The sequence below is a fragment of the Fusibacter sp. A1 genome, assembly GCF_004125825.1.
In the GTDB taxonomy this organism is placed as follows: Bacteria; Bacillota; Clostridia; order Peptostreptococcales; family Acidaminobacteraceae; genus QQWI01.
Window position 1 is genome coordinate 16,700 of sequence record NZ_QQWI01000006.1, and the last position, 25,965, is coordinate 42,664.

Sequence of the window (25,965 nt, forward strand, 5' to 3'; positions counted from 1 at the left end):
GGTTTTTTTATTCTTCAAATAGTTTTAACAGATGCTCGAGTCTGATGATGTCACTTTCGACCATCTGGCTCGGCAAGACATGAACATCTACAGAAAGTGCTTTGCCATACTGAGGAATCCTTGGCGTGATAAACACTTCAGAAAGTCTCTCAATGGTAAATGGCCTTCTATTCATCGCTTCATATCTTTCTTCGATTACCTTCAGGAGACTATGTGAGTTATTCAAGCATTTCAGTGAAAAATCGACATAGCTTCTTTTCGGACGGCAGTAATCGTTTTTGGATACCATATAGGGCAGTATCTTGTTGACAGAGGGCATGTTTCCCGGTGGAAACTCTTCACTTAACCATAAGGAATCGCCTCCTATAAACGGATAAAGCATGCTTTCTGTGTACCACGCCGACAGGTTTGGAATATTATATGCCGCATGGACCCGGTAGCCCTTTTGTTCAATGCGTTTCCGACCTCTTCTTGACATGATTCCTACGATGATGGAGTCTACTGATACTTTCTCATTCTTAAAATACATTTCAATGGCCTGAAGTCTCAATCCTTTGTCCAGCAGATCATCAATCAGAATGACTGGCTTATTGAAGGCTTTGATGATCGCGGTCTGTTCTTCAATGGACAGGTAATACGGATAGGGCTTGACATCGAAATACCTTAACTTTTGATCGTATACCCTCTCGGTATGTAGCGCTTTTGTAACAGAATGCGGTAGTCTCCAACGTTTGAATAGTTCGCCATAAGGCACACACATCGACGCTCCGATACCCGTATCATCTAAAGGCACATTGTGATGGCTGATCATCTGATTGATTTGATCGTACATCATACCCCGGTCGAATGCCAGAACCACCTGATTGGGATGCCTGCTGACAACCGCATAAAGGAGTTTGTCACGCGTGTTCGACATACTGTTTCGAATACTTTTGTCTTTCCTGTAGTCATCCTTGAGCATAGACTGGGCATCAAGAATAATCACGACAGGATTTTTCAGACTGCACATCATGATTCTCAGTTCCTTATTTTCAGTGAATCCCGTCGTCCTCAATACTTTGAGCAGATCGGTCATCACCATCCCTTCGCCAACTTTGTAATAACAATATTCATAGCCCTGACTCATCACACTTACAAGCAGTTCAGTCTGTAGCATAAGTAAATTATTATGAAGTGGCGTTTCAGGAATTGCCACAAGCACCTCGATGAGGGCAGTGTTCTCGACATACAAGTCCACATAATCAGCCTTCAGGCTGTCGTGGTTCATCATGGCCTCAAACTCATTTTCAGTGATCCCACGATATATTCCGACACCGATAATGCTTTCAGGATTGTTTCCTTTGATCAGGATGATTTTCCTTTTGCAATTCTGTTGACAAACCACTCCTTGAAGTAGGCTGTCGACCTCCAGATGAAAGGTTTCTTGAAGCTCTTTTTTCAGCGATTCGGAAAGACCGTCCATTGTAAGCACCTCAGTCGTTTTAGGTTCCAGATCATTTTTAAACTGAGGTTCGTTTTTATACATATCGAATTTACGGATGGCTCGCGATGCAAGAGGATCCATGACATCTGTCAGATCCCAGTTCAGATCGATCGCACGCCTGATCTGATCAGGAGTGATCCGCTCTAGATCCACCATGATATTCACATGAGTCACCTGTTCTATCCCATCCATGACTTTAAGCGCCTGATCCTTCTTCTTTTTAGTAAGGTTCCCTCTACTTACTACGATATGGGGAAGGTCGAACAGATGGCTGTCCTCATTCATATAAGAAGCATTCGAAAGAAGCATATCCTCACCTGTCACCAGGTGGACAGGCTGTTCGGGGAAGAGGTCCGACAGTCTATTTGAGCTGTCTTCCATATTCAGATTGATAATTTTATTACGAGGAAACAGATAGACGCCAAACTCATCCGCTATCGTCATGTTGATCAGCTTTCTTCTTAGCAGGGTCGGCTGCGTCCTTCTCATCCAGTTGAACGGATCGATTGCGATATAAACATCGAAACCGGCATCTCTCACATGCCGTGCCACACTCTTCTGCCCCAGACTGAAGGGATCGAAGGTCCCAGGAAAATAGGCGACCTGGTGGTCCGACTCAAAGGTGAATCCCCCCTTCTCATGGATGTATTCGTTGATGAACGCATAGAGTTTGTTTAAACCGAACGCGTAATCCATGGCAGGCTCCAGTAATCCGCTGGAACTTTCATCAAGGATCGTCAGCATTTTTTTGTGCAGCAGCTGGTAGATCCGTTGTTTTTCAGACAGATTCGTGACCTTGCTCGATAGGATTCCATTAGTGATCGTATTGAAAGCGATCGAGTGGACAGGCGAATCGTATTGTACAAGTCCTGAAAGTATGATCCCCAGCATCTCTTTGATCAGGTCATCCTTCACTTTGCTTTTTCGTCCAATCATCAGAGCGGCATTGATACCGTGTCCGATAGTTTCGACAATGACCATCTTAAGTGCTGTTGACCCCATTTTCACTTTGATTTTCAGGTCGTCAAGCAGCTCGATCAGTTCGTCGCGTTCAAGGAGCATGAGTATGCGTCCCAGCACGCCTGGAATAATCTTTGAAAACTGATAGCTTTCAATTTCAAGACCCCTCAAGAGCTCTATCGCCACCTCGTTGATTTGTGATTTGGTCAGTTTCTCTGTAAGTGTGACAAGCGCCTTACCTGAAAGTATGCGTATATCGTGGGAGACGCTGTTTTTGATCAGGTTGCAATAATGGATTGCCGCGTAGAACTTATCCGCATTTTCAGTGGTGAGCATATGTTTGAGTATCATTTCAATATGAAGTTTCTTGACTGTCATCGCCGTCGCGGTTTTTAAATTGCTAAGGTACATGTAGGATATCTGCTCTGTGCTGATTTGATTGAATCCGAACTCGCTGTGGTTCTCGATTTGATGTTGAACGTGTAGCCTCTTATTGATCTTACTGGCCATAAAGGACTCATATGGCATCTGCTCATCGATCGTCATCAGGCCTGTCGCTAAAGCCACAATCGCCTTGTTTTTGCTGCTGGATAGATGATAAATGCATTCCATGGCAAGCAGCTTCACTTCTTTGTAGCTTGAATCCAAGGAGTCGCTCACCAAAAGTGTCAATTTGGAAAGCTGGTCGTCACTCAGCCTTGAGACAGGAAAATAAATGATCGTCCTTAACAGATACAGTCTTCGTTCTCCTTGAAACTCCGATAGTTTCTCTATCACAAGGTCCACCGTATTGACGATTTCTTTTGAATGGCGCACTACTTTTCTGATCAGATCCGATAAGGCATATCCTACCCATTCTTCCTTCTGCTTGGAATGGATGTTTTCTGGATTTAGAAACTCATTGACGAAGCTTCTTAGCACACCCGATTTTGAAAGTTTGAATACATTCGGGTCAATCGTCGGTGGAAGGTATTTGCTGTAGGGATCGTCAAAGGAGGCGATAATGGTACCCATGATTCCTGCAGCCTGCTTCCTGATATCCTCTTCAAACCTGTTCAACATACTGAAAAGAAACTTAAGCGTGATCATTTTCTGCGCCGGAGTCAGGTACTTTGAAAACTGCTCCAACAGGTGCATATATCGTCTGAAATCCTGCGCGGTCTTCTGGATACGTGCCTCGTCAAGCATGACCATCAAGGATTCTTCCGTTCTTAGTCCGTTCATCAGTAGAATGTTATGTGCAATCGCCATTTTCTTGTACTTTTTGACGATCTCCGAGCCAGTCAGCAGCGCACTCTCTCCAAACGCGACCTCTTGGGCGTTATCAAAACGCTTGTCAAATTGAACGTTTACTCCCAAATAGAGCATGTAGTCTTCGAAATCCTTGAGTTTTTCATAGACCTTTCTATATCGCTTTTCCTTTTTTTTGTCCACATTATCCAGTTTATCTAAAATAATATCAAACGAATCGTCTATATTGAAAAACTTCATCGCGTATGGCCAGTTTGGATCCTTATGCCTTTTCACCCTAAAATCCGAATAGATGAGCACCAGCGACTCAAGCGACAAATGTTCAAGCTCGAGATCCCAGGTAGAATGGTTCACTGCTATGTTTCTTATGTATTTGATATTCTTTCGGTAGAACCATTCATCGGAATAGTAATAATGAAAATAGGCTACCTTGCTCTTCTCTTCAGGCTTACATCCGAACTTTCCGATGTCATGGAGCGCCGCCGCACCCGAAACGATTCCCAAGTCTACGGGCAGGCCGAGTTTTTTCAGCTGCCTTGCTATGTATAGGGCCAGATAATGCACACCCGTGATATGTTCGAGTGTGGCATGTCCCGATACCTCTTTGTTGAGCTTCATCATCTCATAGATATAGTCAAATCTGAACGACTCTTGAATGATTTCATATTCAGAGGTATTCTCTAGATCCTTCACTTCTTGTGGCAACAATAACTCAAAGGGATATCTGCTGATATAGCTTTCCTTACTCGACTTCTTCTCCACCTGGTTGATCAATCTAAAGAGTTCTAGGAATACGACTGAACAGTCCTCTAGACCGTCAATTTCAGGAATCACAGCGGTCTGGGGATAACTCTTACAAAGGGCGAACTGATAGATCGCGCTGATCCACTCGTCCGCTGATATCGCAGTTTGATTGTCAAAGGCTAAAAACAGTTCTACAAGAGACCTTCCAGAGTAATCGCACCGATTGATCATCTTCGAAAGGCCATCAGAGAAGTTCTTTTCTGACAACGCTGCAAACCACATGCAGCCAAGCGCTGAATCGTGGTTAAGCTTTCTTATGTTCGCCACTGCCTCTTTGATTAGTATTGCTGTCATATCAATCACGTCACACCTCCGGATAATACATAATTTATTACACCTTTACCCAAAATAAAAGCTTCTCACCGAAAATTACGATAAGAAGCTAATTAATTACATTTGCGCCGTGCGAGTGATGATCTCATTTTGTAAAAGAGGCGTCAGATGGTTGAAATAATCCGAATAGCCCGCCACTCTCACCACAAGATTTTTATATTCTTTGGGAGATTTCTGAGCATTCAGCAAGTTCTCCCTATCCACCACATTGAACTGGATATGATGCCCGCCTAAACCGAAGTACGTTCTTACGAGCGCTTGAACCGCGTTTTTCCCTTTTATCGACTTGAAAAAATCAGGAGTGTACTTCTGATTCAAAAGTGTTCCGCCAGTGAGCTCATGAGGGATCTTCGACACCGATAGGATCACCGATGTAGGTCCCTTGACGTCCATTCCCTGAACCGGTGATATGCCTTCAGATAAGGGCTCACCACTCAACCTGCCGTCTGAAGAAGCGATCATGACATGACCGAAATACACATGACAGGTCGTCGGAAGCAGGTTGACCCTATAGACAAATCCCATGGGTGATATCACGGAATCCACATTTCTGAAAAAAATATCAAAGGCGTCTTTCACGCACTCATCTGCCCGCATGTCATTGTTTCCAAACTTAGGCGTTTTATTCAGCAGCTCACTTCTCAACTCCTCATGACCCACAAAGTTGTTCTTAAGGGCCGTCTTAAGTCTATCGATTGTCAGCCTTTCATCTCCATAAACCCTATGCTTTATCACAGACAGCATATCGGCAGTGCTTCCGATACCTACCCCTTGAACGTAGCGGGTGCGGTACCTTGGACCATAAGAATGATAGTTCGCTCCCCTTTCGATACAGTCATCTGTGACGATGGACAGGGTCATCGCCGGCATTTTTTCCTCAAACAACTTTTCGATGATATGGTTCCCGTTCAGCTTAATTCTTAAAAAATGCTTCATCTGAACTTCAAATGCCGTTAAGAACTCGTCGTAGGTCGTCATTGCTTCAACAGAAATCCCCGAGAGTCCGTTTCTCTTGTTCAAATAATGGTCGAAGCCGTTAAATAGCGTCATCTCGACAATCTTTGCGATATTGAAGTAGCCTGTCAGAATATACGCTTCTTTTCCAAAAGCGCCCGTTTCAACACAGCCGCTTGTACCACCCTGTATGGCATCCTCTCTAGTTTTTCCCTGCCTCAAAAGCTGTTTGACAACGCCGTCCGCATTAAATAGCGAAGGCTGTCCCCTGCCGTTTTCAATGACTTTTAGAGCGCTATGCAAAAAATCATCCGGCATGTTCTGAGTGACCTGTATGTTGGTAGACGGTTGTAAAAGCGCCATCTCATCGATCACCTTAAGCAGCAACACGCTTACCTCATTCACTCCAGATGAGCCATCCATCTTCAGCCCGCCTAAGGAGATATTCGCAAAATCGGTGTAGGTCCCGCTTTCAAGAAGCGTGATTCCCACCTTGGGCGGTGCCGGCTGATTGTTGAATTTGATCCAAAAACACTGCAAGAGTTCCTCCATGTCCTCTTTGGAAAATCCGTCATTCAAATCCTTTTCATAATATCCGATCAGATGCTGGTCCAGCCGTCCTGGAGAGTACGCATCCCATGTGTTGAGCTCTGTGATGATCGCCAGATGGATAAACCAGTACATCTGAAGTGCTTCATGCGTGTTACGCGGCGGGTGTTTAGGAACCCGTTTGAGCGTTTGAAGAACTCGCCTTAGAGTTTTAAGCTCTTGTGGACTCTGAGTCTTTTCGATTTCGTCTTCAATAAGCTTTTCGTATCGCTGCCCGTAGGCAATGATCGCATCCGCTGTAATCAACATCGCCCGTAACTGTTCGACAATAGAATCGTCTTCCTTTGTTTTGATCGCACGTGTCAGTCGTTCATTGATTTCCTGCTTAAATCCGATCATTCCCTTTTCGATGACCTTTTTATCCGCCACCGTATGGCCAGGAGCGCGCTGCTCCATAAACTCAGTGAATATTCCTCCCTGATAGGCCTCATGCCACTCTTGTGGCAATGATTTTAGAATCATCGACCTCATCGACCGATCTTTCCAAAAAGGTATGATATAGGTTTCGTGCTTGTTGATTTCCTTATCCTCTATCTTAAATGGAATCTTTGCCCGAGAACGGATGTGTTCTAGGTCTTCCACCGTATGGCAGCAAAGTTCAGGATAAGTCGGGACCTCTCCGGGTACCGAGCCCCTCTCTCCTACGATCAGTTCACCTTTTCCATAATAGAGGGCTTTCTTCTCTAAAATATGTTTCAAAACAAGCGCTCTTAAAACCGGCGTGCTGACACTTCCCTCATAGAGTCGATAGGCGTCTGTGACAAGACAAGCCCTTTCCATGCTCATCGATGGTACGACATCGATGCTTTGTTTTCTTAACTCCACCACTCTTTTTCTCATCTTACTCCTCCACAGCGCACTTCATATTATTTGCTAAGCATTTCTTTACGATAGAGTCCAGCACTTGCCTTTGCGGCGTATAAAATGCCTGGTCCTCCATTTTCACAGCGCACTTCTCTCTTTTTTGTGCGCCGTAGCTGTGGTAAGGAACCACCGTCACTTCGGTTACATGGCGACGTTTAAAAAGTTCAATCATCCCCTCAATCGTAGACCAGCTGTCATTGACACCACCGATCAGAGGCCACCGGACGATTACCCGCGCCTTGGAAGCAAGTGAGATATCCAGTCCATCAAGCACATGTTCCAAATCTCCACCTGTCCATTTTTTAAAAGCGTCAGGATCATAGTGTTTGATGTCGAAAAGTACTCCATCCACAATCCCTACAAGCTCCTCAAGCAGGTTTAAATCGCCATAACCGCTGGTATCAAGCCATACGTCTATGTTGCGTTCCTTCAGTCCCTTTACCAGATCGACTAGTTCATATCCCTGATAAAGCGGTTCGCCACCCGATAAGGTCACACCACCGGCTGAGGCCTTGTGAAAGACTTCATCCTCAATCAGCTGATCGATCAGTTCATCTGTTATTAGGTCCCTGCCCACTCTGATGAGAGCTGAGCTGTCGCATGCGTCTGTACATTTAGAGCAGTGCATCAACTCAGTGCACCCAAGCATTTGCTCCTTGGTTTCAAAGCCGCTTGGACACCGGCGAATGCATTTGTCGCAGTCATTGCATAAGTTTTTATGCCACATCAGCTGCAACTGCATCGAGATCGACTCTGGATTGTGACACCAGCTACATTCCAAAGGACACCCCTTAAAGAAGGCAGTCGTTCTTATTCCCGGTCCATCATGCACCGCGAACCGTTTGATATCGAATATTCTTAGCATTGGTCCACCTAAACCCGTTAATTTTTTTATGATAAAGCTCCATGAGTTTCTGTCTTTTTATAATGCAATTACCATGCCATCAATTTCAGCCTGATTGCGCCTCATTCAAATTAAAAAAGTCCCAAAAAAGGGACAAGTCCAGTCTCATTTTTGGGACAGTCCTATTTTTGGGACGCAGCGGTCAACTCATATTTCTTCATCTTATTATGAAGTGTCTGTTTGGGTAGTCCAAGCAAGTCAGCGGCTTTGCTGATATGGCCTCCCGTAGCGGACAAGGCTTCCTGAATGCAGTTTATTTCGAAGCTTGCAACACGTGATTTGAGCTGAAGGTGCCCATATGTTTTTGAAACACCCGCATTGACGGCGGGTTCCTGGTCTTCTTCTATACATTCGAGTAAAACCATCTTATCTACAGCGGTTGTCTCATAGAGGTTATAGATTCTTTCGATCAGTGCTTTGAGCTCTCGTATGTTTCCTTCCCACTGCTTTTCTGTCAAGATCTCGATAGCGCTCTGATCAAAATGCTTCAAAGGCTTATCCATCGATCCTGAGAGTAAAAGGCTAAAATGATCCACCAGTAGTCCGATGTCGCTTATTCGCTCTCTGAGAGCGGGAAGATGGAATCCCACCACGTTTAGCCTGTAGTATAGGTCCGGTCTGAATTCATTCACCCGGATCGCCTTTTTCAGGTCACTGTTAGAGGAAGCGACTACCCTCACATCGACCACCAAATCCACCTCACTGCCGATGGGTCTGACTACACCGTCTTGCAAGACACGCAGCAGCTTGCTCTGTAAATCATAAGGCATCGCATTTATTTCATCCAAGAACAAAGTACCGCCATTTGCCAGTTCAAAAAGGCCACGGGTATTCTTCGCACCTGTAAAACTTCCAATCACCGTTCCAAAGAGGACACTCTCAAGTAGCGTACCTGGAATAGCGGCACAATTTTGTGCCACAAATGGTTTGTTGCTCCTTGCACTGTGGCTATGAAGCGCCTGTGCGACAAGTTCTTTTCCTGTTCCTGTTTCACCTGTGATAAGCACTGTCGACGGGGTCAGGGCAACCGAAGCGATTTTTTCTTTCAACCTGATGATGCTCGGATGTTTGCCCACAATTGCTTCGCAGGTATGGATCGTTCTGGAATCCTTATTTTTTTTCGAGACGATAAATGTCCCCAATTTTTCAATCATCATCCTATAGGGCTTTAAATCCCGATAGATTTCAAAGGCGCCGATCACCATTCCATTTTCAAGGATAGGAAAAGTCGACGAGAGAATCGCCTGTTTTTCGCCTCTGGCGTTCTCATACTCCTGCAAGAAGTCAACGACGGGCTCACCGTATTTAAGTACCCGCATCAGGGTCGATTGATCCTGCTTCAGTTTACCGAACACTTTGAGAAGATGTTTACCGATGACAGACTCGCCGTCAACGCCTGCAATTCCACTTGCCGGTTCGTTGAAGTGGGTGATGATCCCCTCAGAGTCGATCACGATGATTCCTTCCGCCATATGTTCGAGCATGGTGTCAAACAATTTATTGATTTCCATCATCCCACCTATGTCAAGCTCATCTCATCCTCTGTTTTTACAAAAAACGTCGGAAGCGTGAATACATCGTGCAGTCCTGATATGATCGCTGTACGTCCCGCTCTTGAATAGACGCCATAGACCTTTTCGTTGTAGATATAAAGACCGGTGATATTCTTGTACTCTCCGACTTGAAGCTCACCATCGACCATGTCCACATTGCTTGTGATCGCAGGTTTGCAAAAACGTTGAATCAGATAAGGTTTGTCCAGATGCTCTTCAAGAATCTTGCGCCACTCCTCACTTGTATGAGAAGCACCCGCATACACGCCGATTGACGCATAGAAGTCCAGAGGCTTGATTAAGTACTGGTCCTTGTTTTCAACAAACTTATCTATGGAATAACTGATATTCCTAATAGGGTCCGTATATGGCACGTGTCTGTCGATAAAAGCCAGTTCGTCCTTTGTGAAGAACTCTCTGACCGATTCATCGAATAACAGCTCGAAGAAGACTTTCGTATGCACGACCTGCGACCGTATGTTTCCTATCACGACCGTCTTATTGTCAAGGCATGCCTTTTCAAATGCCGGAATCTCGTCTATCCTATCCATCATATCCCTTGTCACCAGTCTTCTATAGACCACATCAAGCTTTACATCCTCAAACATCAGACCGTCATCATAGGTCAAATCCCTGGGATCGGCAATGTATGCCTCAAATCCCGCTTTTTCAAATCTGAGCTTGAACTCTTCAAACTCGATATTGCTGCCCTTATCGATGAAATCGACAATCGCCACAGTCGGCTTACTCAGTTTCCCGGTCGCTTCCGTGTAGATGCTCTGAACCTCTTTCACCCAAGTGTCAAATAGCTCGAAGCTTCGCATTTCGAATGTCTCGCTCATCTCCTCAACGATCTCGCTCTCTCCAAGTATCGAAGCGAGAATCATGTCCTCGTTCATCGCAGAGGTTCCATCGGTGTTCAGTTCGCAAAACATAAAGTCGTCGGGTCCATAGTAAAACACGTCGAATCTGGCCATTGGAACGTAAGACCGATATGCTTCATCCTTTAGGATCAACGCTTCAAGCCTTGAGTCAAAATTGTATTTCTTTCTGATTAAAGGAACGCTTCTATATAGGTCGATCATCTTTCTACAGATTTTCATCATGCTTTCCGTTAGGCGATTGAAGGATGCCAGATCGTGTTCCGTATAAAACTTAGGCATGTAAAGGAAGGGTACCGGTTTACCTTTATAGATGGCCTTAGAACTGGCTACCGCCTGGTTCACTTTCTTGTAATCCTCTGCGTAATGCTCCTTATTGTCCATCACCTTATTGATAAACCACTGATCAAGGGCTTCTCTAGTCATTGAACTTTACCTCCAATTCTTCCAGTAGATTTTCTTTGCTAAGTCCCGCAAGGTATTTCGCGTATCCATGCGGGTGTTGCTCGAACGTTTCTCTGAGCGAGCCAAAATAAGTTAAGTCATGACAAGATTTAGAAACCCTGTCCATCAGATCAAGCATGAAGCTTCTGACGGTCCGCCCTCTAAAGCTAGCGGTATTTCCGTGTACGGCGATATCCGCCTTTAACTGCTGAATCTCATTATAGGTACAGGTCTTGGCCCACTGGCTGTAATAATCGTAAAGATTGCTGCAATAGGTCAGTCCGTAGATCAGCTCCACATAACCCATATTGAGAGGAAAAGGCATCGCATCCGCCATTCTCACCTCTACAAAATTCTTGAGTCTGACATCTGGGAACAGCATGGTCAGAACATGGTTGATCTGATCCTTGTCCATCTCGATCTCATCAAGTAGCGATCCCAAGGTCTTCTCGTGAGTAGCCTTGACATCCGAGCCGTCGAGTACAAGAATCGGAGGACATTTCAAAACCCTATCGGCATAATCCCCAAAAGAAAAGGTTGGCGAAAATGCTTCTTCTAAAACTCCTGATCGGTCGCTATCCGTCTCTTCCCAGATCTGCATTCTCATCGCATGTCCCGGAACCTTTTCCCCTTCAAAATAGGGAGTCGTATCGAAGAAGGCTGTAAAGAATGGAGACAAGGCGGAAAACATCCTGTATTTGTCCATACAGTCCTGCTCCGAGCTAAAGTCGACTCCCACTTGCGTCGAGGCTGTACCTTTCATCATGTTATGCGCATAACGGCCCCTTTTAGTGAAGTATGCGGACATCTCGCCGTATCTTGATTTGGGTATAAAGGGTATGTCGTTGATTTTAGATACCGGATGATAGCCCACACTGATCAGCGCCTGCTCCTCGGTAAGACATGCGTTGATATCCCTTACAAAGGATTTGTAGATGGCTGTCAGCTCCGACACGAACTCATTGGGCATGATACTTAGCTCAATCTGACCGCCTGGCTCAAGTGTTATGATGCCATCACCTTTTCTCATCATCATGATCGCGTCTGTCGCGTCATCTGAGTTCCAACCGTAAGACTTCATTTTGAGTAAAATATCCTTGATTCCGTTCTCTTCATAGTAATTGTAACTTTCAAGCGTGCTTCTTCTTACTATAAAATGCTCGAACTCCGCACCGATTAAATAATTTGATTTGATACCTGATTTAAAAACAGATATGAGTTGCTCTTTAACTTCTTCTCTTTTCGTCATGACTGCTCCCTGATAATATTTAGATAGTCGAAATATCATGATAATCTAAAGGGACAAAACTTGACACTTTGTCCCTAATCATATGAAAATTCTTTCATGTATTATACCCTTAGTTTATCTGAATAATCTATTAAGTGCAAGGTGCATCAAAATTATTATGGTACTTCTGTGAACTTCTATAAAAAAAACTGCTGTAAAACGTTTCGTCTTACAACAGTTTTTTATCACATTTTTTGAAAAACAACCTTTGGCTGACCGCACATAGGACATTTATAGTCTTCAGGCAGATCTTCAAAAGCTACTCCTGGCGGGATCTCATTGATGTAATCTCCGCGCTCAGGTTTATACATATAACCGCAAATCGTGCATTTGTAATTATCCATATGCCCCTCCTTATGACTAATCTTATTAGAAACCCATCTCTTTGTAAAGCCCAATCAGTTCGAGCGGGTTTTCAACAGTCATCAGCGACGACCTTAGTGCGATGTGCTCGAATCCGATTTCTTTGAGCGATTTCGCATTTTCAACCGTAACGCCTCCGAGGGCGACAAGATTCTCATCAAAAACACTCAGAGCTTCTTTCATGGCCTCTTCAGTCAAGGGTGCGCATCCCGGTTTACAGGCCGTTTCGAAGGCAGGCCCTATCAGGGTGAACAAGGTTCCCTTCTCCAAAGCTTTAAGCCCATCAACCGAATGGACGCTGTAGCTGTATTTTGTATGTGATCTTCTCGCTTCTGTCACTCGAGATTCTGGTAAATGCACATAGGTAAGCCCTAAATGCCTTGCCGCCTCCACTTGAGAATGAACGACAATCTTTCTGCATGCGTTGTCTGTGGCTGACATGAACTCAAGCAGCAAAGAAACCATCTCCTCAGCATTAAGGGCTTTTTCTCTAAGAATCAGGTAATCCAGATCGCTGTCAAGCAGTGTGACTACCCTTTCTTTAAATGACTCCCAGGTATCAAAAAGTGAACTGTCTGTAATTCCAATAATCATGTGATCTCCTTGCTAAGTAAAGTCACATCCTCACCAGCCATGATCTTGTTCATATTGCGCATCGAGCACATTTTGCCGCACATGGTACAGCTGTCGTCGTGTTCAGGCATCGATTCATGTCGATATCTAACCGCTTTTTCAGAATCGATGGCGAGCTCGAACATACGCTCCCAATTCAGCGCCTGCCTTGCCTCACTCATCCTATAATCCCAATCTCTCGCACCTTTGATGCCATTTGCGATGTCAGCGGCATGTGCGGCGATTTTAGCCGCGATAATGCCTTCTTTCATGTCGTCAAGATTTGGAAGTCTAAGGTGTTCTGCAGGCGTCACATAGCATAGGAAGTTTGCTCCATGGCTTGCGGCGATAGCACCACCGATTGCGCTTGTGATATGATCATATCCAGGTGCGATGTCAGTTACGATAGGTCCGAGTACATAAAAAGGAGCTCCATGGCAAAGTCTCTTTTGAATCACCATGTTCGCTTCGATTTCGTTAATGGCCATATGCCCCGGACCTTCAACCATCACTTGTACATTACGCTTCCAAGCCCGTTTTGTCAACTCACCAAGCACCATTAATTCTTTGATCTGGCTTGCATCTGTCGAATCGTTGATGCTGCCTGGACGCATCGCATCTCCTAGAGAGAGCGTCATGTCGTAGGCTTCACAGATTTCAAGCAGCCTGTCGTACTGCTCATAAAAAGGATTCTCCGCCTGATTGAGTTCCATCCACGCATAAAGGAGCGAGCCTCCACGTGATACGATATGGTTCAGTCTTGGATTACGTTTGAACGTGTCCATGGTTTCCCTATTTAATCCCGCGTGGATCGTGACAAAATCCACTCCGTTTTCAGCGTGTTTCTCGACCACCTTGAAGAACTCATCCGCCGTGATATCCTTTAGATCCTTATCATAAAACCCTATCGCATCATAGATAGGCACTGTCCCGATCATAGCCGGAGACCTCTCAACAAGCGCTTTTCTAAACTCCTCAGTCTTGCCGTATGAACTCAGATCCATGATCGCCTCGGCACCCATCTCGATCGCCTTGTCCACCTTTTCAAGTTCCTTTTCAAAGCTGTTCTCATCTTTTGAAATTCCGAGATTGACGTTGATCTTAACCTTAAGTCCGTCACCGACACCTTCTGCTACAATCGATTTATGGTTCTTGTTTGCAGGGATGATCACTTGTCCGAGCGCCATCTTCTCTAGCAGCCACGTCATATCCAGATTTTCTTTTTCCGCAACAACTCTCATTTGTTCAGTGACAATACCTTTTCTAGCCGCATCCATTTGCGTTGAATAATTCATGTTATCTCCTTGAGTTCCTTATGTATTTTCATTGAAGCCATACTTTAATTTGTGTAGGCCTCGACCAACTTCCTAATTGTTGCTTCGTTTTCAAGCGCGCTAATCATGGCGCATGCGTCGATGCCGATTTTCTTTAATCTGACCAGTTCCTCAATTCCTATACCGCCGATAGCAACAAGCGCAAGTTCAGTGCGTTTTCTGGCCCATCTGGCATAGGACTCTCCGCTGCATGGCTCGACATCCTTCTTCGATGTCGTCCCGTAGATCGGTCCAAGGGCGATATAATCCGGGGAATGATTCAGTGCCTCTTCAAACTGAACTTCATTATGGGTGGAGATACCGATAATCATATCCTTGCAAAGTCTTCTTACCTTGCATAGGGATTCATCCTCCTGTCCGACATGTACGCCGTCTGCACGACTTGCCATAGCAAGCGTCGGTGAGTCATTGACGATGAAGATCACACCGTGTTCCATTGTCAGTTCACGGATCCTTAAGGCGATTTCGAGCTTGACCGATTCTGAGTTGCACTTGTCCCTATACTGGATGATTCCAACACCGCTGTCGATAAACATCTGCACCTGGCAAAGGATCTCATCGCGGCTTCCTTGAGAGGTAATCGCGTACAAGCCTTTGATTTGTCTTTTGATGCTTATTGTCGATTCCAATTCATACATCCTATACCTGTACCGTTCCATTCTTTTAGCGGTTTCATAGTGATCGATCACTTTGTAATATTCCTCAAGCACCCTTAAGGCTTCTTGCACCCTCACAAAATTCGCAGTCAGCACCTGCTTAACCGACGTTTTGTCGTCAAGGGTGTTGGAAGAAGAAACGTCTCTACCTACATCTCCCTGTGCATCCCTATGATCTTGTGCATTCTCAGGCATCGATTTTCTGATATCGTGTCTCATGCTCCTAAGTTCACTCATCCATACCGGGTCATCCGTTATGAACCTGATGTACTCTTCTAGTACCCTTATGCCTTCACCCGCCCTGTTGACATTGACATCGATTATTCTTAATAGTTTACTCATCTTCTCACCCAATCCGATAGCACGTGCTGTATCCCTTTAGTCTTTAGCATGTCCATAATCTCTTCTACAGACCTCTTATCGTCGATGTCGAATTGAACATCGCTTGCAGCCTTGTCGCTATGACCTCCTACCGTGGTTTTCACACCAGCGGACATCTTTGTGATACCAAGGGCTAGCAGATGCTCTCGTAGTTCTTGCGACTCTCTTGTCGACAGATTTATTCCCAGCCTTGGAAAGCATATTCTAAACGCCAACAGCAGCTGTACAAAGAGCTTATCAGAAACCGTCGTTGCTCCAAACTCCAAGTCCCCCGAAATGGGTTTTAACCTGGGGAGTGAAATACTAAGCTCCACTTGCGGATAGCGCTTTTCAAGATACCTCAGATGATGATATAGCTTGATCGCATCAGATTTTGGATCGGACAGGCCGAAAAGCGCGCCGATTCCGATTTGTGCCATTCCCGCCTTGGCGGCGCGTTCGGGTGCGTTTAAACGGTACTCGTAATCTTTTTTTGGGCCCTTCAGATGAAGCCTGTCATAGACCGCTTCGTCATAGGTCTCCTGGTAGATCGTAAGACTGTTCACTCCCGCACTGATCAAACGCTCATATCCGGACTCATCCAGCGGATAAATCTCGATTCCGATGGACTTGAACTTCACAGCAGCCATCGCGACCGCCTTTTCGATATAGTCTACAGGAGTGTGCTTATTGGACTCCCCTGTCAAAAGCAATACCTCACGCAGTCCGGTACCGTATATGGCATCCAGTTCCTTTTGAATCTCTTCCTGGTCAAGCTTGTTTCGAACAGTCGATGATTCGCTGTTGAACCCGCAGTACACGCACTGGTTCTCACAAAAGTTACCCAAATAGAGGGGGGTATAAAGCCCGATCGTCTTTCCAAACTGCCTCGCGCTTATTCCACTCGCCTTCACAGCAAGTTTTTCAAGATGCTTTGAGGCCTCAGTCGATATCAGCGATAAAAAGTGTTCAAACGATGCAAAATCGATATCAAGGGCGTCTTTCACATGCTTCTCGCCGAACCGCTCGGACTTTTCTAGCAGCAATTCTGTATCCAGGCTTCTAAGGAGCTTGATCAAACTCATCTTAGGCACCTAAAAAACCGGTGAGTGGTGATGAGGCGACAGCAGAAGAGCTTTTAGGTCCAAGCTTGGCCTCAAAGGCGCTGCGCCCCGCTTCAACCGCCTGCCTGAAGGCTTTTGCCATGATCTCAGGACAATCAGACGAAGCGATCGCCGTATTCACCATCACCGCATCCGCTCCCATCTCCATCGCCTCGCAGGCTTCAGAAGGTCTGCCGATTCCGGCGTCAATGATCACCGGCACGTCGATTTCCTCTATGATGATACGAATCATCTCTTTTGTCTGAATCCCCCTATTGGACCCAATCGGCGATCCCAGAGGCATGACAGCCGCAGCCCCTGCCTCCTGAAGCTTTCTTGCCGCAATCAGGTCTGGATTCATATAGGGGAGTACGATAAAACCTTCTTCAGCGAGTACCTTGGTCGCCTTGATGGTCTCTTCATTATCAGGAAGCAGGTACTTTGTGTCGTTAATCACTTCAATTTTTATAAAATCGCCGCAACCCATCGTTCTTGCAAGTCTGGCGATCCGAATGGCCTCTTCGGCGTTTGTAGCCCCAGAAGTGTTGGGAAGCAGTGTAAGGTCCTTTGGTATGTATTCTAAGATATTGTCGCTACCCGCTTCTAAATCCACACGCCTTAAGGCAAGTGTCACCATCTGCGCACCGCTTGCTTCAATCACTGCGGGCATGAGGGCCTGGTCAGAAAACTTGCCACTTCCTATGATCAGCCTCGATTTGAATTCCATGTTTCCCAGTTTAAGCATCTCTATTCTCCTACGTTTCCTTTTCGCCTAAGATCAACCGCACAGCCATGTTTGCCTGATGAGCGCTTGCTACCATGACTCTTGGCGCCATAAGTCCCATGTGTTCCTTAGCTCCTGTGACAAGATCACCTACAAGGTATAACCTGTCGAACCTACGCGTCGTTTCAATCGTGTTGCTTGAAAGTGTACCTGCCATGCCAGACCCCGCTACAATCGGCATCTTACAGTGCGTAAGCAGCTCTGATACCAGCATTGCCTTGCTCTTTGGGTCATCGAAGGCTTCGATGACCACATCGCATCCTTCGAATAGCGACACGGCGTTTTTCTCATCCACTTTCACATGATGGCACTCAACGACGATATATGGATTCACTTTCGAAACCAGCTCTTTCATCGCATCCACCTTTAGAAGACCCAGATGTTCGATAAAGTAGGCCTGCCTGTTAAGATTGGATGGTTCCACCACATCGAAATCGACGATGACAAGCCTTCCGACTCCCATTCTTGCCAGTGCCAGCACAGCGTTTGATCCCAGCCCACCGACACCTGCGATACCAACAGTAGAAGCCTTCATCTGTTCATGAACCTTTGGTGTATGCCTGCTTGCCATCAAATGTTCAAGCGTCTCACTAGATGGCTTGCGCCCGCGCTTGATCAGGACCACTTCGTCCCCGTCCTGCAAGAGGTAGTCGTCGCATGCGCTGAATCCATTGACGTACCTGATATCGGCATCCTCATCATGAAGAAGCCTGAATGACTTCAAATCAATCGATGACGACTCGATAATACAACCATTGTATTTAATCCTCATCAGCCACCTCCTACAAACTGAACTACCTCGAGATTATCACCTGGTTTCAACCGGATGCTATCATAGTCCGCCTTTTCTACAATCACCTTATTCAACTCGACCACAACAAGAACAGGATTCAAGTGAAGATCTAGGAGCATTTGAGAAATCGTTTTGTGATCAAGTTCCATTTCCTTACCATTTACCACAACCATACGTTCACCTCCATCATGTAAAACACATTCTGTATACTATATAGACAAAAATAAAAGGACTTATTCACGTAGAATAAGTCCTCTTGCACTCGCAATTAGTATACTCCCTACGCTGGTCTTAACCAAACAGGTTCTTAGGGTTAGCATACGCCTCTCAGCCTTTCGGCACCCCTGATACAAAATAACTATTTAATTCCCTTTGAGTGTATCAAAGTGTTTCTGAAAAAACAACCGCTAAATTTGTGACACTTTATCTATATGTCATATTTTGACATGAGAAGGTAAAAAAAAGGAGACCAATCGGTCTCAAAACAAAATGAAGGGGATTTATTAATTAATAGGGGTTTTAGCTCATATAAACTTTACCAAGAAGTTGCTCCGGATGCAATAACGACTTCGTCACATTCAGATTAACAATTCTTAAAAAATCAAGCTTTGTTACAACTCTGTTACTTTTATACCCTCACTTTTTTTGAATAATCAGAATTATGGCTGATCTTACAACAATAAATCAACCGTATTGTCCTTCTTGTCCTCTTTTTGCGCTTCATATCTTTTTGATGCAAGCAACATCCTTGCCTGAGAAGCCATCTGTTGTGCGCGCGAAGCAACACTGATATCCTGTGAGGACGGTTTCACAGGTGCCATCGCAGCTTTAATGACCTGCTGGGCGATTTGTATCATTTCCTCAGGATCATCAGAACCTGGAATGGACAGACTAACTTCACCGCCGCTTATATAGCGTTTCCCATCGGGACCAATCGTATAGGTATAGGAGGCGCTGCCTGCGATGTCTCCGCCTGCGGATTGATGGGCGCGCTCATGCGCTATCACTTCCCGCTCCCTGTTTACAAGCTCCCTGATCACAGACCTGTTCTTTGAATCATCTGTCGTAGTCTGACTCTCCACGCCAGAAGCGTTCTTCACGTCCTTTTCAATCGGTCTATCTGCTTGTACTCTTTGATCGCGATCCGAAGGATTATTAGGATAAGCATTTACGTTTTTTTTGTAAGTATCGATACGCATGTTGAACACCTACCTTACTTTATTGATACCCATTATCGATGATTTCAAGCCTCAGCAGTATCTTTTCCATGTCACTTCGACCAAATTTCCTACAAAAAAAACACCACGCAAGTGGTGTTCAGTCAATTAATTTGTCATCAGCTGGCTTGGTCGCCTTCGTCAGAAATTTTGACGATTTCAAACTTCACATTCTTCTTTGTGATGTTTTGTAATCGGTGTATCATATTTTGCTGTTTGGTGACTTCGAGCGATTCTCCCATCACGATATAATCGACATTCAGCTTTTGTGCGAAGTCAGCCAGAGACGCATCGATATCTTTTGATTTTAAGACATTGACACTGGCGTTGTAGTCTTTAGATATGTCAAACAGATATTCCAGCGCATCCGATTCTTTCATTTTTCCAAAATATCTCCAGTTTTCCTTAACCACGTGTACCATATATATTTCATCATGATCGTGTCTGGCTAATTCAGCAGCGTGAGCCAGCAGCCTTTCACAAGATTTTTGCTGGGTGACACAAACCATCACTTTTGTTTTGCTTCTCATAAATACCTCCCTGATTCCTCATGATAATCATACTTGCAAAATATGAACATATTATGACGAGCAACTAAACTCCTTCACGATTGTGAAAACGTTTCCCAAACAATTATACCCCATACGATAGTCAAATAACAGACGGATATCTTTCTATTTTTGTGTTTTTCATATATAATCAATCAGTAGCGTACAAAGGGAGGTTAACATGACAACATACCACAAAATATTTTCTTTGAAAGATTCCTATTTTCTAAAAGAATACGAAACAATCAAACATCATAAGAATAAAATCAGATATTTAAGGGAAGAAACCGTTGCTTCGGCATTTAAAGCCGGAGACGTTCAAATTATCGTTCACTTCGAAGAATCAGGACGCGTTATTGAAATTGATGACTTTTCTGATCGTGAAGTGATCAAGAAGTATCTTGGTCCCAAATTTCTTACTTTCTGATAGGCAAAAAATCTAAAAAGCCGAGCGTAAGCTCGGCTTTTAATTTTAATCAACACAACTTATATCAGGTAACCGTCTAGTTCAGACGGAAGCTCGTCGCAACTAATTGTAGCAATAAAACTAATGTCATAACGCTTACTGATTTCTTCCAGTTTCGAAACGAACTCAGGCGTTTGAGTCACCTTGCAGTCCATTACTTTGCAAAGACCATCAATGAAAATATGTTCGATATCATAATCGTTCGATATCACACCGCATACAAAACCTAAGAACTCACTGATTGATGTAACCGGATAATCAGCCATACTGATAAATCTCAAATCATGCTTTAGATCATACATATGTCTCTTGTCATCATCGATGAATACGACATGTCCTGCCGATTTTTCCATCGCCTCGTTAGCTAATTGAATAATTCTTTTAGTTTTACCTGAACCCATTTTTCCTGAAATTAATTTGACCATGTTAACCATCTCCTTAATCATACCCATTTCGGGCGATGTCGTGTTGTAATAACCTGATACAAATATATTTCGACGTTCCTTCGCCAATCCCTTTAAATTTTCTGAATTTTTTATTTTTTTGTTTTTTTAGCTAGTTCTGCTCAAAAGATCTTCTCAACTGACCGCAAGCTGCGTCAATATCATCGCCTAACTCTCTTCTTACGGTTACATTGAGTTTTCCGCTTTCCAGCATCTTTTTGAACTGAAGGACATCTTTTTTAAGGGTCGGTTCGTAATCGCGCTCTTCGATCGGATTGATAGGAATAAGATTGACATGAATCAACTTGCCTTTCAAAAGCTTTACAAGCGCGCCCGCATGCTCTCTTGTGTCATTGACTCCTTTAATGAGCGCATATTCGACAGTCACCCTACGCCCGGTCAAGGCGATATAGCGGTCAACAGAAGCCATCAGGACCTCAATCGGGTATTTCTTATTCACGGGTACTACTAGGCTTCTCTCATCGTTAAACGGCTGATGAAGCGAGATGGCAAGTGTGATCTGAAGCTTCTCGTCTGCAAGCTGATCGATACGGTTGACAAGTCCACACGTCGAAACGGTAATATGTCGCTGTCCGATTCCTAGATGTTCCTGATTGCTTACCGTTTTGATAAACTCAACCACCGCTTCAAAGTTGTCCAAAGGTTCGCCACTACCCATCAGAACCACATGAGACACCCTTACATTCGCATCCGCAGCCACGATTGAGATTTGCTCCCACAGCTCGTAACTTTCCAGGTTCCTTGCAAGTCCGTCGATTGTCGAAGCACAGAATGTGCAGCCCATTCTACATCCGACTTGCGATGAGATGCAAATGGAATTTCCATGCGCGTATTTCATCAATACCGCTTCCACCTGATGACCATCCCTTAAGGAGATCAGATATTTTTTCGTCGAACTTTCCTCACTGCCCTGCACTTTAACGATTTTCATGTCGAAAAGTTGGTATTTTGCAGAAAGCTTATCCTTAAGTTTTTTAGGAATATTATGCATTTCATCGATAGAAGCGACTCGTTTATTCATCATGAATTCCCAAATCTGCTTCGCTCTAAATTTTGGTTCCCCTAAGGATACGACCACTTGCTCGAGTGAGGCCATATCCAAAGCATATAAACTCGGTTTCATTTTACACCTCTAGTCCTTCCACACCCAACCAATTGAAAAATTGATCGCGTCTGTAGTTAATCGGATAGTCTCTTGGGATCGATGCCCTGTCAAGCAGCTGGTAACACTGAGAGAACTCTGCAAGGTCAAAGTGGATATGCGCGTCGCTGCCCAGTATGATCGGAATGTTGTTTTCATAGCATAGTTTCGCGAGCATCATGCAATGCTCCTCGCTGCCTGATCTGCTTCCTGAGACAAATGTGCTGTTGTTGATTTCAATGGCTATGTTTTTGTCCTTACACGCCCTAACGATCGCAGCATAATCAAGTGGAAACTTAGGATTTCCCAAATGACCTAAAATCCTAACCTTGCTTTTCTCTATCGCACCGCAGACCGCACTCGTATTCTGCTCGACAGTACCCGGTTTAAGTACGACATCGTGAAGTGACGCGATCGCATAGTCAAGCCTATCTAAAAACTTCTCCTCGATATCGATATCTCCGTTGAAGTTGATGATGTTCGCTTCTACCCCTCTTAGGATAAGCACGTCATCGATATATCTTGGTATGACGGTCTGGTTTGCGATATGAAACACATTGGGACCACCCGGCATTGCCGGTCCGTGATCGGATATGCCAAATGCGCTGATGGCATGTTCTTTTGCGTAGTTCACATAATCCATCAATGTGGAATATGCATGCCCGCTCGAAATTGTATGTGTGTGTAAATCTACGATAAATGCCATCCTAATACCCTCTTTCGATATCTACTGTATTGATCAAATCACCTTGTGCGGTGAATCTTTTCAAATTTTTCATAATGACCTCAAGTCGTCTTGAATTCCTATGCTCCGATACCCACGAATTGTGTGGCGTGATCAGAACCTGATCATAGGTCCATAGGCTTGAATCCGAATTCAAAGGTTCCTCTTTTGTGACATCTAGCGCCACAAACCTGAATTTCCCTTTTAGAAGCTCCTCTTCAAGCGCTCGCTCATCGAGTACCGAACCTCTTGATATATTGATGAGTATCGCATCATCCTTCATCAGAGACAATCTATAACTATCCATAAACTGCTCTGTATGAACGGTTTGCGGTAAACAAAGCACAAGTGCGTCGGCATTTTTAATATACTCATCTACCTGATCTTTACCTATGACCTTGTCAAACCCCTCTACATAGTGTCCGCTTCTGTTCATGCCGATAGTATAGGCACCAAATCCCTTAAGGCGTTTAATCGCTTCTTGAGCGATCGATCCTGTTCCTAAGAACAAAATTTGCTTATCTGTCAGTTCTTCAACCTGCGTATCGATCTTCCAAATTCTATTTAAGGACTGCACAATCAGAGGATATGCCCTTTTAACGCCCACAAGCAGCATCATGACGATCCACTCACCCATCGGTGGGCTATATCCGCCCCTATTGTTTGTGATGATCAGCCCTTCTCTCGAGCTTAACTTTTCAGGAACCTGATCCACTCCTACACTTGAGAGCATGATCAGCTTGAGATTCGTCAGTGTGGACAGGTTCATTCTGCCAAACGGATCATAGCAGATTAAAACCTCGGCCCTTGAAAAATCCATTTCTTCTGTAATTCCCGATTCAGGAACTATTTCGACAGAGTAGCCGAGCGACTCTATCTCATCAATCACTTCTTTACCATAATCATAAGTCATCACAACATGCATCCTGTCACCTCACCTACGAAAAACGAGTCAGATACATTTTCTGCATCTGACTCGTACAACTTTTAATCTTCCAGCGGCTCTGTTAATTCAGCATATTCATCAACTGTCGATGCTAATATATCCGCTAAACCTACAAACTCACAACCGTATTGATAGACATTACCTTCCTGACCGATTCTAATGATTTTCAAGACTGAATAAAAGAATTTCTCATCATCAAAAGTGATTTTGGAATTGAAGTAGTAATTCAGCGGCAATTCATGTGTCGAAGCGAAGCCGACACCTGTTTTAGATACGTCTGTCACTGTAATATCTTCATTCACATTGTCAATCTTCACATAGTCTTGCTTATAGAGCGATTCGATTCTTATGGAAATATGTGTAGGATATCTGGTTGAACGTCTTCTATCTTTCATTATTTCACCTCATCTTCATTAAGTAATTATAGTGTATCATACAACCGTGAGAGTCACAATATATACGACAGTCAATGTCAATCCGTATCGGGATACGCTTTTTTGATTTTAATAAACTCATCGATATGCTCTGTCAGGAGTTCAACGAGTTCTGGCTGAAACATTTTTCCGCTCTCACTCTGGATATAGCGTAAAACATCCTCGTCCGCCCATGCTTCCTTATAGACCCTTTTGTGACTTAGGGCGTCATATACATCCGCAATAGAGGTGATTCTAGAATATACATCGATTTCCTCACCCTTTTTACCGTTTGGATATCCGGATCCATCCCATCGTTCATGGTGTGAAAGAGCGATCGTGGCCGCAGTTTTCAGAATCGGACGTTTAGACCGCTTCAGTACGTCATATCCGATCTGAGTATGGGTTTTGATGATTTCGAATTCTTCCGGGGTCAGCTTTCCAGGTTTATTCAGTATCTGGTCGGGAATCCCCACTTTACCGATATCATGCATCGGCGAAGCCAACCTCAAGAGGTTAGCATCCTCATCGTTATGTCCGTAAAGCTGTGCTAACTTAAACGAATACTCGGCAACCCTCACAACGTGGTTGGCTGTCTCTTTAGAACGTGTTTCAACTATCTCACCTAAAGTCACAATTACTTCTTTTTGCGTTTCCACAATCTCTGAATTAAGCAGTGTATTGTCATATGCGACTTTAGCGTTATTGGCATAAATTTTAATCAAATCTCTTTGCAAGTCCGAAAAGTCGACTTCGCTTTTAACATAAAAGTACTGGCTCATGTCTGAGAGTCCGGCAAAGTAGAATACAAACGATTGGTCGCTGAACACGATATCCTTATGATATTTCGACGACTCGATCTGATTCAATAACCCCTTAAAGGTATGCTCTGTGATAAGGATGTCCTTGCTATGTTCAAAATCACCATAAGTGTTGCCCACCGTGTATTCTCCATCGATCTCATTGACTACAAGTGCCGATATATGAGGGGTCGTACCTGTTTCGATGGCTAGAAGTTCTCGGTAGTGCTGAAGCATCAAGGCGTCATACTGCTCGAACTCCTTAAAGTTGAAAAGCTCTCTGGACTGATTGAGAATCAGTTCAAGACCACGCCTGTTTCTATCTATCATCCGCATGTCCATGTAGGACCTAAGGGATGCGATGACTGCAGTGTATAACTTTTGAACAGTAAGTTCCGTTTTAGATTTATAATCGTTGATATCATAGTTTCTAATCACATCGTCCTGAGGAGCTTGTCCAGGTTGTCCTGTCCTTAGGATGATCCGAACAAATGGATTTTGCAGCTCATCTCTGATGTATTTAACGACTTCAAGACCGGAATCTTCGTTTTCCATGACCACATCAAGAAGAACAATCGCAACATCTTCATGCTCCCTCATCAGTCTCTTGGTATCCTCGCCAGAATATGCGGTTAGAAGTTGAATCCCTCTGTTTTCATATTGAAATTTTCGCATTACCATTTTAGTCATGATATGAACTTCTTCTTCATCATCGGCAACAATCACTTTCCAAGGCTGCAGGTGGACAGGACTTGTTGCAGTTGGCGTCTGATCTTCATAAAATAGCAAATCGTTATCGTTCATTTTCATCACCTTCTTCGCATTTGGCAAATAAACTATGTCATAAAAAATGTATTTACATACTACCGTCCCCATGTATGCATGGAATAAGCCTTACCTCATATATACCAAA

The 25,965-nt window shown here is 44.3% G+C and carries 23 protein-coding genes and 1 riboswitch; of the genes, 1 reads left to right on the forward strand and 22 read right to left on the reverse strand.

The features are described 5' to 3' along the window. Positions 1-7: 7 nt before the first annotated feature. From DWB64_RS19250 to DWB64_RS09495, 16 genes are all read right to left on the reverse strand, one after another. On the reverse strand, positions 8-4,801 hold the full coding sequence (locus DWB64_RS19250) for an HD domain-containing protein (RefSeq protein ID WP_164980330.1): 4,794 nt from the start codon (positions 4,799-4,801) through the stop codon (positions 8-10). 87 nt (positions 4,802-4,888) lie between these two features. Beyond that, positions 4,889-7,234, reverse strand: coding sequence for a pyruvate formate lyase family protein (locus DWB64_RS09425; RefSeq protein WP_129487982.1), 2,346 nt, complete (start codon positions 7,232-7,234; stop codon positions 4,889-4,891). Between the two features lies 1 nt (position 7,235). Next, positions 7,236-8,123 (reverse strand): glycyl-radical enzyme activating protein, encoded by an 888-nt coding sequence (locus tag DWB64_RS09430; RefSeq protein WP_129487983.1) that lies wholly within the window; start codon positions 8,121-8,123, stop codon positions 7,236-7,238. Positions 8,124-8,284: 161 nt separating this feature from the next. After that, a complete protein-coding gene (locus DWB64_RS09435; protein WP_164980331.1) occupies positions 8,285-9,673 on the reverse strand; it encodes a sigma-54-dependent Fis family transcriptional regulator in 1,389 nt (462 codons plus the stop codon). A gap of 8 nt (positions 9,674-9,681) precedes the next feature. Continuing rightward, positions 9,682-11,022: a hypothetical protein gene (locus tag DWB64_RS09440; RefSeq protein ID WP_129487985.1), complete on the reverse strand. Its 1,341-nt coding sequence runs from the start codon at positions 11,020-11,022 to the stop codon at positions 9,682-9,684. Continuing rightward, a complete protein-coding gene (locus tag DWB64_RS09445) occupies positions 11,015-12,289 on the reverse strand; it encodes a glutamate-cysteine ligase family protein (RefSeq protein ID WP_164980332.1) in 1,275 nt (424 codons plus the stop codon). Before DWB64_RS09445 ends, DWB64_RS09440 begins: the two co-directional genes overlap by 8 nt. A 224-nt stretch (positions 12,290-12,513) precedes the next feature. Next, positions 12,514-12,672 (reverse strand): rubredoxin, encoded by a 159-nt coding sequence (locus DWB64_RS09450; protein WP_129487987.1) that lies wholly within the window; start codon positions 12,670-12,672, stop codon positions 12,514-12,516. 25 nt (positions 12,673-12,697) lie between these two features. After that, entirely contained in the window at positions 12,698-13,285 is a 588-nt protein-coding gene (locus DWB64_RS09455; protein WP_129487988.1) for a thiamine phosphate synthase, read from the reverse strand. Beyond that, positions 13,282-14,598: a phosphomethylpyrimidine synthase ThiC gene (gene thiC, locus DWB64_RS09460; protein ID WP_129487989.1), complete on the reverse strand. Its 1,317-nt coding sequence runs from the start codon at positions 14,596-14,598 to the stop codon at positions 13,282-13,284. Before thiC ends, DWB64_RS09455 begins: the two co-directional genes overlap by 4 nt. Positions 14,599-14,642: 44 nt before the next feature. Beyond that, on the reverse strand, positions 14,643-15,635 hold the full coding sequence (gene thiE, locus DWB64_RS09465; protein WP_129487990.1) for a thiamine phosphate synthase: 993 nt from the start codon (positions 15,633-15,635) through the stop codon (positions 14,643-14,645). Further along, positions 15,632-16,738 (reverse strand): 2-iminoacetate synthase ThiH, encoded by a 1,107-nt coding sequence (thiH, locus tag DWB64_RS09470; RefSeq protein ID WP_129487991.1) that lies wholly within the window; start codon positions 16,736-16,738, stop codon positions 15,632-15,634. The genes thiE and thiH overlap by 4 nt, the downstream gene beginning before the upstream one ends. A 1-nt stretch (position 16,739) precedes the next feature. Then, positions 16,740-17,507: a thiazole synthase gene (locus DWB64_RS09475; RefSeq protein ID WP_305775277.1), complete on the reverse strand. Its 768-nt coding sequence runs from the start codon at positions 17,505-17,507 to the stop codon at positions 16,740-16,742. Positions 17,508-17,511: 4 nt separating this feature from the next. Then, positions 17,512-18,312, reverse strand: coding sequence for a sulfur carrier protein ThiS adenylyltransferase ThiF (gene thiF, locus DWB64_RS09480; protein ID WP_129487993.1), 801 nt, complete (start codon positions 18,310-18,312; stop codon positions 17,512-17,514). Next, the gene (gene thiS / locus DWB64_RS09485; RefSeq protein WP_129487994.1) at positions 18,312-18,506 is read right to left on the reverse strand and encodes a sulfur carrier protein ThiS; all 195 of its coding nucleotides are present in this window, start codon (positions 18,504-18,506) and stop codon (positions 18,312-18,314) included. Before thiS ends, thiF begins: the two co-directional genes overlap by 1 nt. A gap of 86 nt (positions 18,507-18,592) precedes the next feature. Next, positions 18,593-18,689, reverse strand: a riboswitch (TPP riboswitch). A 315-nt stretch (positions 18,690-19,004) separates the two neighbouring features. Further along, the gene (locus tag DWB64_RS09490) at positions 19,005-19,532 is read right to left on the reverse strand and encodes a putative metalloprotease CJM1_0395 family protein (RefSeq protein WP_129487995.1); all 528 of its coding nucleotides are present in this window, start codon (positions 19,530-19,532) and stop codon (positions 19,005-19,007) included. A gap of 137 nt (positions 19,533-19,669) precedes the next feature. Continuing rightward, positions 19,670-20,080, reverse strand: coding sequence for a universal stress protein (locus tag DWB64_RS09495; RefSeq protein WP_129487996.1), 411 nt, complete (start codon positions 20,078-20,080; stop codon positions 19,670-19,672). 199 nt (positions 20,081-20,279) lie between these two features. Here DWB64_RS09495 and DWB64_RS09500 point away from each other — a divergent pair, with 199 nt between their 5' ends. Then, positions 20,280-20,525 (forward strand): hypothetical protein, encoded by a 246-nt coding sequence (locus DWB64_RS09500; RefSeq protein ID WP_129487997.1) that lies wholly within the window; start codon positions 20,280-20,282, stop codon positions 20,523-20,525. 59 nt (positions 20,526-20,584) lie between these two features. On the opposite strand, the gene DWB64_RS09505 is transcribed toward DWB64_RS09500, so the two are convergent. From DWB64_RS09505 to DWB64_RS09530, 6 genes are all read right to left on the reverse strand, one after another. Beyond that, positions 20,585-20,989: a hypothetical protein gene (locus DWB64_RS09505; protein WP_129487998.1), complete on the reverse strand. Its 405-nt coding sequence runs from the start codon at positions 20,987-20,989 to the stop codon at positions 20,585-20,587. Positions 20,990-21,119: 130 nt separating this feature from the next. Beyond that, the gene (gene rlmN / locus DWB64_RS09510; RefSeq protein WP_129487999.1) at positions 21,120-22,151 is read right to left on the reverse strand and encodes a 23S rRNA (adenine(2503)-C(2))-methyltransferase RlmN; all 1,032 of its coding nucleotides are present in this window, start codon (positions 22,149-22,151) and stop codon (positions 21,120-21,122) included. Position 22,152: 1 nt separating this feature from the next. After that, positions 22,153-22,875, reverse strand: coding sequence for a phosphatase (locus tag DWB64_RS09515; RefSeq protein ID WP_129488000.1), 723 nt, complete (start codon positions 22,873-22,875; stop codon positions 22,153-22,155). A 1-nt stretch (position 22,876) separates the two neighbouring features. After that, positions 22,877-23,818, reverse strand: a complete 942-nt coding sequence (locus DWB64_RS09520; RefSeq protein WP_129488001.1) for an NAD(P)-dependent oxidoreductase — start codon at positions 23,816-23,818, stop codon at positions 22,877-22,879. Between the two features lie 62 nt (positions 23,819-23,880). Further along, a complete protein-coding gene (locus tag DWB64_RS09525) occupies positions 23,881-24,234 on the reverse strand; it encodes a PilZ domain-containing protein (protein ID WP_129488002.1) in 354 nt (117 codons plus the stop codon). A 77-nt stretch (positions 24,235-24,311) separates the two neighbouring features. Continuing rightward, positions 24,312-25,856: an HD domain-containing phosphohydrolase gene (locus DWB64_RS09530; RefSeq protein ID WP_164980333.1), complete on the reverse strand. Its 1,545-nt coding sequence runs from the start codon at positions 25,854-25,856 to the stop codon at positions 24,312-24,314. Between the last annotated feature and the right edge of the window lie 109 nt (positions 25,857-25,965).